This window comes from Streptomyces sp. NPDC005374 (genome assembly GCF_042872225.1).
Taxonomy (GTDB): Bacteria; Actinomycetota; Actinomycetes; order Streptomycetales; family Streptomycetaceae; genus Streptomyces.
Genome location: NZ_JBIAKA010000010.1, coordinates 308,620 through 321,322 on the forward strand (window position 1 = coordinate 308,620; position 12,703 = coordinate 321,322).

Here is a 12,703-nt window from a genome sequence, read left to right on the forward strand (position 1 = left end):
GAACCCCGCCAGAGTAGCGGCAGGAGGGGGCGGGGCCGTAGCGTGCGTCCGCCTGCTGGACGGGTCCGCTCACCTGTGCGGACCCGTCGACAGACGGGCCGTTCACGCCGACCTGAACAGCCGGTGTCGTCGCAGGTCAGGCAGGCTGCTGGGCGGATGCGATGCGCTCGCTCCGCAGCGCCTCGTACCAGCGGTCGTCGGTCGGCGGCAGGGCGTTCACGTCGAGCGCCAGCTTCAGCAGCAGGTCGGCGATGAGCGGATTGCGCGCGAGCACCGGTCCGTGCATGTACGTGCCGAAGACGGTGTCGTTGTACGCGCCCTCCGTACCGTCCCCGGTGCCGTTGCCGTTGCCCAGGCGGACGTTGGCGAGCGGGCGGGCGGTGGGGCCGAGGTGGGTGACGCCCTGGTGGTTCTCGAACCCGGTCAGCGGGGGCAGGCCGAGGCGCGGGTCGACGTCGCCGAGCACGTCACCGACGCACCGGGCGCCCTCGCCGCGCACGGAGACCACGTCGAGCAGGCCGAGGCCGGGTTCGCGCTGGCCGAGGTCGTTGATGAACTCGTGGCCGAGGATCTGGTAGCCGGCGCACACCGAGAAGACGATCGCGCCGTTGCCGACGGCCCGCTCCAGTCCGCCGTCCCGGCGCAGCCGCTCGGCAGCGAGCCGCTGGGGGCGGTCCTCGCCGCCGCCGATCAGGTAGATGTCGCCGGAGGTCGGGATCGGCTGGTCGCTGCGCACGTCCAGGCGGGCCACGTCGAGGCGGCGCTGACGGGCCCGGCGCTCGACGACGAGGACGTTGCCCTGGTCGCCGTAGGTGCTGAGCAGGTCGGGGTAGATCCAGACGATCCGCAGTTGGTTGTCGCTCACAAAAGTCCCCTGTGTCTCAGTTGCCGACGCGGCGGCGCAGGTCCTGGAAGGCGGTGTAGTTCGCGATGACCTCGATGCGGCCGTGCGGGCTCATCGACACGGCCTGGTCGAGGTTGTCGCAGACCTGGAAGTTCTGGTTCGCGACCTCCAGACGCACCGCGAGGTCCAGCTTGCGGTCGCCGATCACGCAGATCGGGTGGCCGGTCAGCCGGGTGTAGTCGACGTCCCACAGCCAGGAGGTGTCGGTGCCGTCGGCGCCGCGGGCGTTGACGGAGAGGATCACCGGGGTCGGCGGCGGATCGATCAGGCTGAACGTTTCGAGCCAGCCCGCCGGGTTCTTCGCGAGCAGCAGGCGCAGGTCGCGCTGCTGGAACTGGACGACGTCGTAGCGCCCGGCCACGGCCTGCACCTGGTACATGCGTTCCAGGGCGACCTGCGGCGGCACGCCGAAGACGGCGGCGACGGCGGCGGAGGAGGCGGCGTTGGCCTTGTTGGCCCGGCCGGGCAGCTGGAGGTGGATGGGCCAGGCGGACCCGTGCGGGTCGAGGACGTGGTCACCGGAGAGCGCCCAGCTCGGCGTGGGACGCCGGAACCCGCACTCACCGCAGAACCAGTCGTCGCCCGGCCGCTGCATCACGCCGCCACAGGACGGGCAGGACCAGGCGTCGTCCTTCCACATCTGTCCGGCGGCGACCCAGATGACGTTGGGGGAGGAGGAGGCGGCCCACACCACGAGCGGGTCGTCGGCGTTGGCGACCACGACGGCCTTGCTGCCCGCAAGCCCCTCACGCCAGTTCTCCGCGAGCATGCGGGTCTCGGCGGCGCGGTCGAGCTGGTCGCGGGAGAGGTTCAGCAGGGCGATGCACTTGGGGTCGGTGTCCCGGGCCACGCCCGCGAGGTACTTCTCGTCGACCTCGATGACGCCGTACCGGGAGTCGGAGCCGCCCGCGAGGGCGGAGGTGATGCCGGCGGGCATGTTGGCGCCGAGCGCGTTGGAGACGACGGGTCCGGCGGCGCCCAGCGCTTCCGCGATGAGCCGGGTGGTCGTGGTCTTGCCGTTGGTCGCCGAGACGAGGACGACGTCCAGGTGCTGGGCGAGCCGCGCGAGGAGGTCGGGGTCGAGTTTGAGCGCCACCTTGCCGCCGATGACCGAACCGCTGCCGCGACCCGCGGCTCGGGATGCCGCCGCGACGGCCTTGCCCGCCGTCACGGCGAGCTTGGCCCGCGGCGAGAGCGGGTCCGAGTTGGCTGTCATCAGATCTCGATCCTCCTTGCGTACGCGCCGCGACTCTGCCTCCGGCCACGTGGTGTGGAGCTCAGCCTATCGAGATCCGTTGGCACTCCCGAATCGCCGTACCCTTGCGGCCATGCGAAACGGCTCCATTCCGGGCACCCATGGCCGAGTCCGGCCCCTCACCCTGCTCGGCGGCCCCGGGCTGCACGAACCCTGCGGGGTCGTCTCCGACTTCGGCCCGGAACTGGCGGCGCTCGTGGAGGACTTGTTCGCCACGATGTACGCGGCCGAGGGCGTGGGCCTCGCGGCGAACCAGATCGGCGTGCCGCTGCGCGTGTTCGTCTACGACTGCCCGGACGACGAGGAGGTCCGCCACGTCGGCCATGTGGTCAACCCCCGCCTGGTGGAGACGGACGGGATCGTCCTGCGAGGCCCGGAGGGCTGTCTGTCCCTGCCGGGCCTGGAGGCCGGAACGGAACGCCACGACCACGCGGTGGTGGAGGGGGTCACGGCAACGGGAGAGCCCGTGACGATCCACGGCACGGGCTTCTTCGCGAGATGTCTGCAACACGAGATGGATCACCTGGAGGGCAAGGTCTACGCCGACCACTTGAGAGGTTGGCGCAAGCGCAAACTCATGAGAGAAGTGACCAGATCCTCTTGGCGCAGGCCCAGCTGACCCACCCAGGGGCGCGGGGAACGGCGCGACAAGCCCCCACCGGGCCGCACCCGACATGCAACCGTCAGAACCCCGGACCCCCCACCTTGTCCCCCGCGGCAGCCAGCCGCCCCCACAGCAGATCCGCCATGTTCCGCACCAACTCGGCCCGGGAGCACGGCCGTTCCCCGAGCCACCAGTCACCGGCGGCGTACATCATCCCGACGATCCCGTGGCCCCACACCCGGGCCAGCAACTGACTCCCGGGCCCGAGGTCCAGCCGCTCCTCGATGACCTGCCCCAACTCTTCACCCATCCTGCGCAACAACGGCGCGGAATGCTTACCGACGTCGAACCCCTGGTCGCCGACCTGGCTTCCCTCCGAGGGGTGCATCAGGAACCGGTACACCTGAGGGCGGGCCTCGATCGCGGCCAGATAGGTGTCCAAGGTCGCCTCGACCCGCTCACGCCGTTCCGCGGGGGCGTCCAACGCCGCCCGGAGCGAGGCCAGAAGGGCGTCGGTGTGCCGCATGGCGAGCGCGGCGTAGAGTCCCCCCTTGTCACCGAAGTGCCGGTACAGAATCGGCTTGGTGATGCCGGCTTCGGCGGCGATCGCGTTCATGGAGGCCTGCGGCCCGTCGCGCAGCACCACCCTGTCCGCGGCCTCCAGCAGTTCGCGCCGGCGGCGGTCGGCGGACCGCTGCTGATCGGTCCGCTGTGTGGTGTCCATGAGCTCTCCCCACCCGTACTGAATCGGTAACGCCTGCGCAAACTAACACCCGACAGGCGATTGGCATCGAACAGGCTGCTGATCGGGCATCGGCAGTTGACTTTTCCTACCCGTGGGTAACAGACTCGTGTTACCGCTAGTAACACGTATATGCACCGCCGCTGGAGGGGACATGGCCGAGTTCACCATGGAGCTCAACGACGAACAGAAGGAGGTCCGGGACTGGCTGCACGGCTTCGCCGCCGACGTCATCCGCCCCGCGGCCGCCGAATGGGACGAGCGCGAGGAGACTCCCTGGCCGGTCATCCAGGAGGCCGCGAAGGTCGGCATCTACTCCCTCGACTTCTACGCCCAGCAGTACTTCGACCCCACCGGGCTCGGTATCCCGATGGCGATGGAGGAGCTGTTCTGGGGCGACGCGGGCATCGCCCTGTCGATCGTAGGCACCGGTCTCGCCGCTGTCGGCGTTCTCGCCAACGGAACCGAGGAGCAGATCGGCACCTGGATCCCGCAGATGTACGGCGACGCCAACGATGTCAAGGTCGCCGCCTTCTGCTCCTCCGAGCCGGACGCCGGTTCCGACGTGGCCTCCATGCGCACGCGTGCCGTGTACGACGAGGCCAAGGACGAGTGGGTGCTCAACGGCACCAAGACCTGGGCGACCAACGGCGGTATCGCCAACGTCCACGTCGTCGTCGCGGTCGTCGACCCGGAGATCGGCTCCAAGGGCCACGCGTCCTTCATCGTGCCGCCGAACACGCCGGGCCTGTCCCAGGGACAGAAGTTCAAGAAGCACGGCATCCGCGCCTCGCACACCGCCGAGGTCGTGCTGGAGGACGTGCGCGTCCCCGGCCACTGCCTGCTCGGCGGCAAGGAGAAGCTGGACCAGCGCCTGGCGCGGGCCCGGGAGCGCGCCAAGGCCGGCAACGGCGAGCGCGTGAAGAACGCGGCGATGGCCACGTTCGAGGCGTCGCGGCCGGCGGTCGGCGCGATGGCCGTGGGCACCGCTCGTGCCGCCTACGAGGTGGCCCTGGACTACGCGAAGACGCGTGAGCAGTTCGGGCGCCCGATCATCGACAACCAGGGGGTGGCCTTCCAGCTCGCCGACATGCGGACGTCCATCGACGCGGCCCGGCTCCTGGTCTGGCGTGCCTCCTGGATGGCGATCAACGGCAAGCAGTTCACTGCCGCCGAGGGCTCGATGTCGAAGCTGTTCGCGAGCGAGACCGCGAAGCAGGTCACGGCCCAGGCCGTACAGATCCTGGGCGGCAACGGCTACACGCGGGAGTACCCGGTGGAGCGGATGCACCGGGACGCGGCGATCTACACGATCTTCGAGGGCACGAGCGAGATCCAGCGGCTGGTGATCGCCCGGACGCTTTCGGGGATGTCCATTCGGTAGTCGGGCGGCTGCGGGGGTGTGAGGGCTTGTCGCGCCCACGCGGCGGAGCCGCACATCGACACAGCCCCGCGCCCCTGAGTACTCACCTGTGCCTCAGTGGAGTGAGCTGTTGGATGTCGTATCTGGCTCGGAGCTGCTCGATCGCCTCGTGATCCGGCGGGCCGCCGGCCCCCAGAATCTCCAGCAACTCCTCGAAGTACCGCTCGTGATCCGGTGGCGGGCTGGCCTGGAAGAACAGCTTCGCCGGCGTGTCCGTCGGGTTGGCGAAGGCGTGCGGGCAGCCCGGGGGGACGACGATCACCGTCCCCGGTGTCGCCCGCACCACCCGGTTGCCCGAACCCGACTCCCAGCGCTGCCAGTTGTCGGGGGTCCGCACCCGCGGCTCGAAGGCCAGGACGTCCAGTTCGCCTTCGAGGACGTAGAACAACTCCTCGCTGCGGGTGTGCACATGGGCGCCCACGTCGAAGCCGGGCGGGACGATCACCTCGAACGTGGACGCCGTGCGGGAGTGTGAACCGGTCACCTTGAAGGTCACATGCTGGGCGGGTGTCTGCACGACCCTGCCGTGCCCCGGAGGGACCAGGAGCCCTTCGGGAGCCGTCACCACGTCACCGGGAGGGCCTCGGGCCCGCGGATCAACGCACCCTTCCTGAACGGAACTTGCTTCGGCTCCACCGCCAGCCTCAGGCCCGGCAGCCGGTCGAGCAGCGCGTCGACCAGCAGCTCGGACTCCAGCCGGGCCAGCATCGCGCCGGGGCAGTAGTGCGGCCCGAAGCCGAAGGACACGTGCGGGTTGGGGCTGCGGGCGAAGTCGATCGTCTCCGGATACGGGAAGACGTCGGGGTCCCGGTTCGCGGAGAGATACGACACGTAGACGGGGTCGCCCGCCCGGATCCGTACGCCCGCGATCCCCACGTCCTCCAGGGCGATCCGGGACAGGCCGACCGCGTTGCGGTGCGGGATGTAGCGCAGCAGCTCGTCGATGGCCCGAGGGCGGATCTCCGGCTCGACGCGCAGGCGTTCGGCCAGGTCGGGGCGGGTCAGCAGCAGGTAGAACATCTGGCCGCTGTTGTTCGTCACCGCCTCGCCGCCGATCTGCAGCAGCACCGCGAGTCCGACGGCCTCGTCGAGCGTCACCTCGTCGCGGCCCACGGCGGCACCCAGCAGGGAGGCCACGTCCTCGCCGGAGCCGCCCTCCCTGAGGCCGATGAGGTCGGCGAAGTAGGCGCCCATCTCGCTCTTGGCCCGCTCGCTGGCCCTCGCGCCGTGCGAGGACGACAGGATCAGCTGGGTCCAGGTGTGCATGCCCTGCCGGTCGGCGGCCGGGACCCCCATCAGCTCGCAGATCACCGCGATGGGGAAGGGGCTCAGGACGGTGGCGGTGAGGTCCGCCGGCGGCCCGTCCTGCACCAGTTCGTCGACCAGTTCGTCCAGCATCCGCCGGGACCTCTCCCGGACCCGCTCCACGCCCTTCGCGGTGAACGCGGCGGCCACCGAGCGGCGCAGCCGGGTGTGGTCCGGCGGGTCGAGGAAGCCGACCGCGCCGCGCTGCGGGATGAAGTGCGGGGCGAGCCGGGTGACCGGCTGGTCCATGACGGCCTCACGGCTGAAGCGGGGGTCGTTGGTCACCGTCCGCACGTCCTCGTACCGGGTGACCAGCCAGGCCCAGCCCTCGCCGTTGGGCAGCTGGATCCGGGTGACGGGGCCCTCACGCATCAGCTCGGTCAGCACCGGGTCGAAGTCGACGCCGTTCAGTTCGAGCGCCGGCCAGTGCCGGATCGGGGGCAGGAACTCGGTGATCGTCTCGTCGGTCATCTTCACGCCGTCTCGTCGGGGCGATGCCAGCGGCCCAGGGACATTTCCGCGGTGATGCCGGGTCCGAACCCGGCCAGCAGCCCACGCGCACGATCGCGTGGCCCGCCCTCGTCGAACAGCCGCCGCAGCGCGTCCAGTACGACGGCGCTGGCGATGTTCCCGTACTCGGTGAGCGTGGCCCGGCTGAACCGGAAGGCGTGCGGGTCGACCTGCAGGAACCTGCTGAGGTCGTCGAGTATGCGGGGGCCGCCCGCGTGGATGATGTAGAAGTCCAGGTCGGCCGCGTCCCAGCCGTGCAGACCCGCGAGATCCTGGAGCGCCGGGGCCAGGGGCTCCATGGTGGTCGGCACCCGCTTGTCCAGCTGGAAGTGGAAGCCGGTCGCCCGGACGTCGTACATGATCCACTCCTCGGTCTTGGGGATCAGGTACGAGCCGTTGCGCTCCAGTTCGATGCCCGCGCCGCCCCGGCCGCGCACCACGGCGGCGGCGATACCGTCGCCGAACAGGCCGTTGGACAGCAGGTTGCCGATGCCGAGGTCGCCCGGCTGGTAGCACAGGGAGCAGAACTCGCAGGCCACCACCAGGGCGTTGGCCCCGGGGTAGGCAGTGCAGAAGTCGTGCGCCCGGTTGATCGCGGCACCGCCGGCGGCGCAGCCCAGCTGGGCTATGGGCAGCTGACGGGTGGTGCTCTCGAAGTCCATCTCGTTGATCAGCCACGCCGTCAGCGAGGGCATCATGAAGCCGGTGCACGACACGTAGACGATGACATCGATGTCGGAGGTCAGGAGCTCGGCGTCGTCCAGGGCCCGCTGTACGACCGCGGGCACCCGCGCCTTCGCCTCCGTCACGTAGACCTTGTTGCGCTCCTCGAACCCGGGATGCCTCAGCGTCTCCTCGATGGGCTGCACGATGTGCCGGGTACGCACCCCGGTGTTCTCGATCAGCCGCAGCGCCAGCGGCAGTTGAGGGTGATCGGTGTGCAGGGAACGCGCCAGCTCCAGCGTGTCCTCCATCGTGATCACGTACTCCGGGACGGACACCGAGGGTCTGCACAAAGTCGCCATGAACCGCCTGCCTTCACCTCAGAGACTGGTCCAGACCACAATCACGTGAGGAGGCGGCGAGTTCGCGCGGAATTACTCCAAACGGGGTAAGCGCCCGAAGGGGCGCGGGGCTGTATCGATGTGCGGCTCCGCCGTGTGGGCGCGACAAGCCACGACGCACCCGCAGTCGGCAACGAACGAGCAACCCCTACGGCGCCCCACCGCTACTGTGCGCAATGCACGCCACATCAATGCGGTCGGCCAGCTTCGCCAGCTCGATCGTCAGCGCGGCAACCGTATCCTCGTCCAACCCCTCCGCCCCGGCCTCGACCAGGTGCAGCCAGCGTCCGCCGAGACTGCGCAGCAGCTTGCTCACATCGGCGGCAGCCACCTGCAGGGTCCCGCGGTCGTCGACGATCAGAGGGAGAGTCACTTCGCGGTTCACACCCGGGATCGTAGCCGCGCAAGCGTCACGCTCCGTGCCAAACCGTCGTGATGTTGCAGAACTCCCTGATTCCGTGCCCGGACAGCTCACGCCCGTACCCGGACCGCTTGACCCCGCCGAACGGGAACGCCGGATGAGAGGCCGTCATCCCGTTGACGAACACCCCGCCGGCCTCCAGATCCCGTACGAACCGGTCGACCTCGGCCTCGTCCCGCGTCCACACGTTGGAACTCAGCCCGAACGGCGAGTCGTTGGCGATCAGCACGGCCTCGTCGAGGTCGGCCGCCCGGTACAGGGTGGCCACCGGCCCGAAGGTCTCCTCACGGTGCACGCGCATCTCACGCGTGACGTCGGCGATGACCGTCGGCGGGTAGAACCAGCCGGGACCGTCGGGCCGCTCGCCCCCGCACAGCACGCTCGCCCCGCTGCGCCTGGCGTCGTCGACCAGTTCCTCAAGGTCGTCCCGCCCCTGCTCGCTGGCGAGCGGCCCGACCTCGGTCTCCTCCTCCAGTGGGTCGCCGACCCTGAGGGCCTTCATGCCCTCGACGAACCGTTCGGCGAAGCGGTCGTAGACGTCGGTGTGCACGATGAACCGCTTGGCGGCGATGCAGGACTGCCCGTTGTTCTGCACACGCGCGGTCACCGCGATCCGCGCGGCCCGGTCGATGTCCGCGGACGGCATCACGATGTACGGGTCGCTGCCGCCGAGTTCGAGGACCGTCTTCTTCACCATGTCCCCGGCGGTGGAGGCGACCGCCCGCCCCGCGGGTTCACTCCCGGTGAGCGTGGCCGCCTTGACGCGCTCGTCGCGCAGGATGTCGTCGATGGCGCCGGATCCGACGAGCAGGGTCTGGAAACAGCCCTCGGAGTAGCCGGCCCGGCGGAAGAGGTCCTCCAGGAACAGGGCGGTCTGCGGCACGTTGGAGGCGTGCTTGAGGAGACCGACATTGCCCGCCATGAGGGCGGGCGCGGCGAAGCGGACCACCTGCCACAGAGGGAAGTTCCACGGCATCACCGCGAGCACCGGGCCCAGCGGCCGGTAGCGGACCAGGGCGCGGGACGCACCGGAGTCCTTGACGTCGGTCTCCGAGGGCTCCTCGTCGGCGAGCAGCGACTCGGCGTGCTCGGCGTACCAGCGCATCGCCTTGGCGCACTTGGCGGCCTCGGCGCGGGCCTGCTTGACCGGCTTGCCCATCTCCGTGGTCATGACCCGGGCGATGTCCTGCCCGTCGTCGTCGAGGAGTTCGGCGGCCCGGTTCAGGAGACGGGCGCGCTCGGCGAACGGCGTCGCCCGGTAGGTGCGGAACGTGGCCTGGGCGAGTTGGAGCCTGCGCTCGATCTCCTCCTCGTCCATGGCCTGGTACGTCTTGAGCGTCTCGCCGTTCGCCGGGTTCACCGTCGCGATGGGCATGACCGACCTCCTGAAGAGCTGACTGTGCTTCGACCTTCCCGCGCGCCGCGGGCGACCGCAACGCGTGGACGTCAGGCCGAGTGCTCAGCCAGCCGGTCGAGAAACGCGGCCTGCGCCGTGACGATCACGGCCCGGGCCCGGTCCAGGCCGAACCACTCGACGCGGTCCAGCTCCGGGAACTCCCGTGTCTGTCCCGACTTCGGCGGCCACTCCATGGCGAACGTCCCCGGAACCACCGTCGCCGGGTCGAGGTCCGCCTCGATCGCCCACGCCGTGACGACCTTGCCGTTCGTCTGCCGCACCTCGCCCAGCGGTACGGCCTCCCCGTCGGGCGGCGCCAGCCCGAGCTCCTCCTGGAACTCCCGGCGGGCCGCGTCCCAGGCCGACTCCGAGCCGGACTCGTACTCGCCCTTCGGCACGCTCCACGCCCCGGCGTCCCGGCGCGCGAAGAACGGACCTCCCATATGGCCCAGCAACACCTCCAGGCCATGGTCGGTGTGCCGGAACAACAGCAGTCCCGCGCTCGTCTTCACGGCTTCACCTCGGGATGCGCGGCCAGCAGCGTCTCCACCGTGTCGGCCTCCTCCGGCCGCTTGTCCTCCCGGTAGCGGACCACGCGCGCGAACCGGAGCGTGACGCCGGCCGGATAGCGGGTCGACCTCTGGAGGCCGTCGTAGGCGATCTCGACGACGAGCTCGGGCCGTACGGTCACCACATAGCCGCTGCTGTCGACGGCCAGCTCCTGGAGCCGTTCGGTCTGCCAGGTGAGCAGGGCGTCGGTCATGCCCTTGAAGGTCTTGCCGAGCATGGCGAAACCGCCGTCGGCGGTGCGGGCGCCGAGGTGGAGGTTGGAGAGCTTGCCGGTACGGCGGCCGTGGCCCCACTCGGCGGCCAGTACGACCAGGTCGAGAGTGTGCACGGGCTTGACCTTCAGCCAGGAGGCGCCGCGGCGGCCCGCGCTGTAGGGGGCGTCGAGGGACTTCACCACGGCCCCTTCATGGCCGCGCTCCAGTGTCTCGGCCAGGAAGCTCTCCGCCTTCTGCACGTCCTCCGGGCCCGACACCAGCGCCCGCCGCACCCGCATCGGCTCGGGCACCAACCGGGCGAGCTCCGCGTGCCGTTCGGCGAAGGGCAGGTCGAGGAGATCGCGGTCGTCGACGGAGAGGACGTCGAAGAAGACGGGGGAGACGGGCACCGCCTCGGCGGCCGTCGTCACGTCCACACGGGAGCCGACCCGGCCGGCCGTCTCCTGGAAGGAGCGGGGCCGCCCCTCCTCGTCGAAGGCGATGACCTCCCCGTCCAGGATGAACCGGTCGCCTCTCAACTCCCGTGCGGCAGCCGTCAGTTCGGGCAGCCGGTCGGTGATGTCGTCGAGGGTTCGGGTGTACAGCCGTACGGCGTCGCCGTCGCGGTGGACCTGGACGCGGATACCGTCCAGTTTCTCCTCGACCACGCAGGTGCCGAGCTTCTCGACCGCCTCGGCCACCGAGGAGGCGCTGTGCGCCAGCATCGGCAGGACCGGACGGCCCACAGTGAGGCGGAAGCGGTCCAGGGCGGCCGGGCCGTCGGTGAGCAGGGCCTCGGCCACCGTCTGGAGGGACCCCGCGAGCATCACGGCACGGCGTACGTCCGCGGGAGGCGCGCCGGTGGCCTGGGCCAGCCCCTCGGTGGCGACCGCGTCCAGCGCGCCCTGCCGCACCTCGCCGCTGATCAGCCCCAGCAGGAACCGCTGCTCGCCCTCCGTGGCCGCGCCCATCAACTCCCCGACCAGCCGGGACCGTTCGGCCTGCGAGCCTGCGCCCGCGACCTTGCCGAGCGCTGCGAGGCGGCTGTTCACCTCACATACGGTCAGCGTCGGCTCCACGGCCGGGGCGACCGGACGGCTCAGCACCTTCCAGCCGACGCCGAGGCGGCCCTGCGGGAGGCGTCCCGCGAGGTACGGGATGACGATCGGTACGTCGTCCGGGTCGGCCTCGCGGAACAGTTCGGCGAGCAGGGCGGTCTTCTTCGAGCGCGCCGAGGTCGCGGCGACTTCCTGGGACACCTGTGCCAGTCTCGCGAGCAGCATGTAGTCATCGTGACATGGTGGCTACGGGGTTGCGTGTTGGCTGCGGGTGCTTCGTGGCTGGTCGCGCAGTTCCCCGCGCCCCTGGTGGGGGGCGTCGAGGTCGGTCATCAGGAGCTCTCCGTTGATCGTCGCCCCGGCCCGGTAGCCGCCTGCCGCCGCGTTGATCACCTGCTCGCCGAAGCCCATCGCGTTGCCCACGGCCCACACACCCGGCACGGAGGTGAGCCCGGTCGGGTCGACCGCGGGGTAGGAGCCGAACGGGGTCTCCGTGAGCTCGGCACCCAGCTGCTCCAGGAGCCCGGTCTGCGGTACCGCGCGGGGCGCGACGAACAGCACCTCGCGTGTGTGTACGGTGCCGTCGGCCAGGCGTACGCCGGTCAACCGGCCGCCCTCGATCGCCAGTCCGGCCACCGCGCCCGGCACCACCTCGACGCCCGCCGCCGCCAGCCTCCGCAAGTCGTCGTCCGAGAGGTCGGACTCGGGGACGGTGTGCAGGAAGAGGCTCACGTCCTTCGACCACTGGGAGACCATCAGCGCCTGGTGCACGCTGAGCGGGGTCGTCGCGAGCACCCCGAAGGCCTGGTCGCGGACCTCCCAGCCGTGGCAGTACGGGCAGTGCAGGACGTCCTTGCCGAAGCGCTCGGCGACGCCGGGCACGTCGGGGAGCTCGTCCTTGAGGCCGGTCGCGACGACAAGGCGCCGGGCCCGGAGCACGCGTCCGCTCGCCAGGGTCGCGGCGAAGCCCTGGGTGACCTCGACCACCCGGTCCTCGACCAGCTCGACGCCGTACGCCTTGATCTCCTCGCGGCCGAGCGCCAGGAACTCGGCGGGCGGCATGCCGTCACGGGTGAGGAAGCCCTGCATGTGCGCGGCGGGTGCGTTGCGCGGCTCGCCCGCGTCGACGACCAGGGTTCGGCGCCGGGCGCGGCCCAGGACCAGTGCGGCGGACAGTCCGGCGGCTCCGCCACCGATGACGATCACTTCGTGTTCGTATGTCTCGGTCATGCCGACACGGTTGCTCCGCTGGTGCGG

At 70.5% G+C, this 12,703-nt stretch carries 13 protein-coding genes; 2 read left to right on the forward strand and 11 right to left on the reverse strand.

Going from position 1 to position 12,703, the window contains the following annotated elements; translation table 11 throughout:
• Positions 1–136 precede the first annotated feature (136 nt).
• Positions 137–865 carry a type 1 glutamine amidotransferase gene (locus tag ACFYRX_RS26590; protein ID WP_389104448.1) on the reverse strand — a complete coding sequence of 243 codons (729 nt, stop codon included), beginning with the start codon at positions 863–865 and terminating at the stop codon, positions 137–139.
• Positions 866–881: 16 nt separating this feature from the next.
• Entirely contained in the window at positions 882–2,120 is a 1,239-nt protein-coding gene (locus ACFYRX_RS26595) for a MurT ligase domain-containing protein (protein WP_389104450.1), read from the reverse strand.
• A gap of 112 nt (positions 2,121–2,232) precedes the next feature.
• Here ACFYRX_RS26595 and def point away from each other — a divergent pair, with 112 nt between their 5' ends.
• Positions 2,233–2,778, forward strand: coding sequence for a peptide deformylase (def, locus tag ACFYRX_RS26600; RefSeq protein ID WP_389104452.1), 546 nt, complete (start codon positions 2,233–2,235; stop codon positions 2,776–2,778).
• Between the two features lie 64 nt (positions 2,779–2,842).
• Here the strand turns inward: def and ACFYRX_RS26605 are convergent, their stop codons facing one another.
• Positions 2,843–3,487: a TetR family transcriptional regulator gene (locus tag ACFYRX_RS26605; protein ID WP_389104454.1), complete on the reverse strand. Its 645-nt coding sequence runs from the start codon at positions 3,485–3,487 to the stop codon at positions 2,843–2,845.
• Positions 3,488–3,659: 172 nt separating this feature from the next.
• Between ACFYRX_RS26605 and ACFYRX_RS26610 the strand changes: the two genes are divergently transcribed.
• A complete protein-coding gene (locus ACFYRX_RS26610; protein ID WP_389104456.1) occupies positions 3,660–4,889 on the forward strand; it encodes an acyl-CoA dehydrogenase family protein in 1,230 nt (409 codons plus the stop codon).
• An 82-nt stretch (positions 4,890–4,971) separates the two neighbouring features.
• Here the strand turns inward: ACFYRX_RS26610 and ACFYRX_RS26615 are convergent, their stop codons facing one another.
• From ACFYRX_RS26615 to ACFYRX_RS26650, 8 genes are all read right to left on the reverse strand, one after another.
• Positions 4,972–5,493 (reverse strand): cupin domain-containing protein, encoded by a 522-nt coding sequence (locus tag ACFYRX_RS26615; protein ID WP_389104459.1) that lies wholly within the window; start codon positions 5,491–5,493, stop codon positions 4,972–4,974.
• Positions 5,490–6,704: a cytochrome P450 gene (locus tag ACFYRX_RS26620; protein WP_389104654.1), complete on the reverse strand. Its 1,215-nt coding sequence runs from the start codon at positions 6,702–6,704 to the stop codon at positions 5,490–5,492. The genes ACFYRX_RS26615 and ACFYRX_RS26620 overlap by 4 nt, the downstream gene beginning before the upstream one ends.
• A 2-nt stretch (positions 6,705–6,706) precedes the next feature.
• Positions 6,707–7,768, reverse strand: coding sequence for a type III polyketide synthase (locus ACFYRX_RS26625; RefSeq protein ID WP_389104461.1), 1,062 nt, complete (start codon positions 7,766–7,768; stop codon positions 6,707–6,709).
• Between the two features lie 187 nt (positions 7,769–7,955).
• A complete protein-coding gene (locus tag ACFYRX_RS26630; protein ID WP_356104631.1) occupies positions 7,956–8,192 on the reverse strand; it encodes a DUF6213 family protein in 237 nt (78 codons plus the stop codon).
• 25 nt (positions 8,193–8,217) lie between these two features.
• Entirely contained in the window at positions 8,218–9,603 is a 1,386-nt protein-coding gene (locus tag ACFYRX_RS26635; protein ID WP_389104464.1) for an NADP-dependent succinic semialdehyde dehydrogenase, read from the reverse strand.
• Between the two features lie 71 nt (positions 9,604–9,674).
• Positions 9,675–10,136 carry an NUDIX domain-containing protein gene (locus ACFYRX_RS26640; protein WP_389104467.1) on the reverse strand — a complete coding sequence of 154 codons (462 nt, stop codon included), beginning with the start codon at positions 10,134–10,136 and terminating at the stop codon, positions 9,675–9,677.
• Complete coding sequence (locus ACFYRX_RS26645) at positions 10,133–11,671, reverse strand: ATP-dependent DNA ligase (protein WP_389104469.1); 1,539 nt, start codon at positions 11,669–11,671, stop codon at positions 10,133–10,135. Before ACFYRX_RS26645 ends, ACFYRX_RS26640 begins: the two co-directional genes overlap by 4 nt.
• Before the next feature lie 21 nt (positions 11,672–11,692).
• On the reverse strand, positions 11,693–12,676 hold the full coding sequence (locus ACFYRX_RS26650; RefSeq protein WP_389104471.1) for an NAD(P)/FAD-dependent oxidoreductase: 984 nt from the start codon (positions 12,674–12,676) through the stop codon (positions 11,693–11,695).
• Positions 12,677–12,703: the final 27 nt, after the last annotated feature.

Coding starts and splice junctions, on each gene's coding strand:
- ACFYRX_RS26595 (WP_389104450.1), bottom strand. CDS start 2,120: ATGACAGCCAACTCGGACCCGCTCTCGCCGCGGGCCAAGCTCGCCGTG.
- def (WP_389104452.1), top strand. CDS start 2,233: ATGCGAAACGGCTCCATTCCGGGCACCCATGGCCGAGTCCGGCCCCTC.
- ACFYRX_RS26605 (WP_389104454.1), bottom strand. CDS start 3,487: ATGGACACCACACAGCGGACCGATCAGCAGCGGTCCGCCGACCGCCGC.
- ACFYRX_RS26610 (WP_389104456.1), top strand. CDS start 3,660: ATGGCCGAGTTCACCATGGAGCTCAACGACGAACAGAAGGAGGTCCGG.
- ACFYRX_RS26620 (WP_389104654.1), bottom strand. CDS start 6,704: ATGACCGACGAGACGATCACCGAGTTCCTGCCCCCGATCCGGCACTGG.
- ACFYRX_RS26625 (WP_389104461.1), bottom strand. CDS start 7,768: ATGGCGACTTTGTGCAGACCCTCGGTGTCCGTCCCGGAGTACGTGATC.
- ACFYRX_RS26635 (WP_389104464.1), bottom strand. CDS start 9,603: ATGCCCATCGCGACGGTGAACCCGGCGAACGGCGAGACGCTCAAGACG.
- ACFYRX_RS26645 (WP_389104469.1), bottom strand. CDS start 11,671: ATGCTGCTCGCGAGACTGGCACAGGTGTCCCAGGAAGTCGCCGCGACC.
- ACFYRX_RS26650 (WP_389104471.1), bottom strand. CDS start 12,676: ATGACCGAGACATACGAACACGAAGTGATCGTCATCGGTGGCGGAGCC.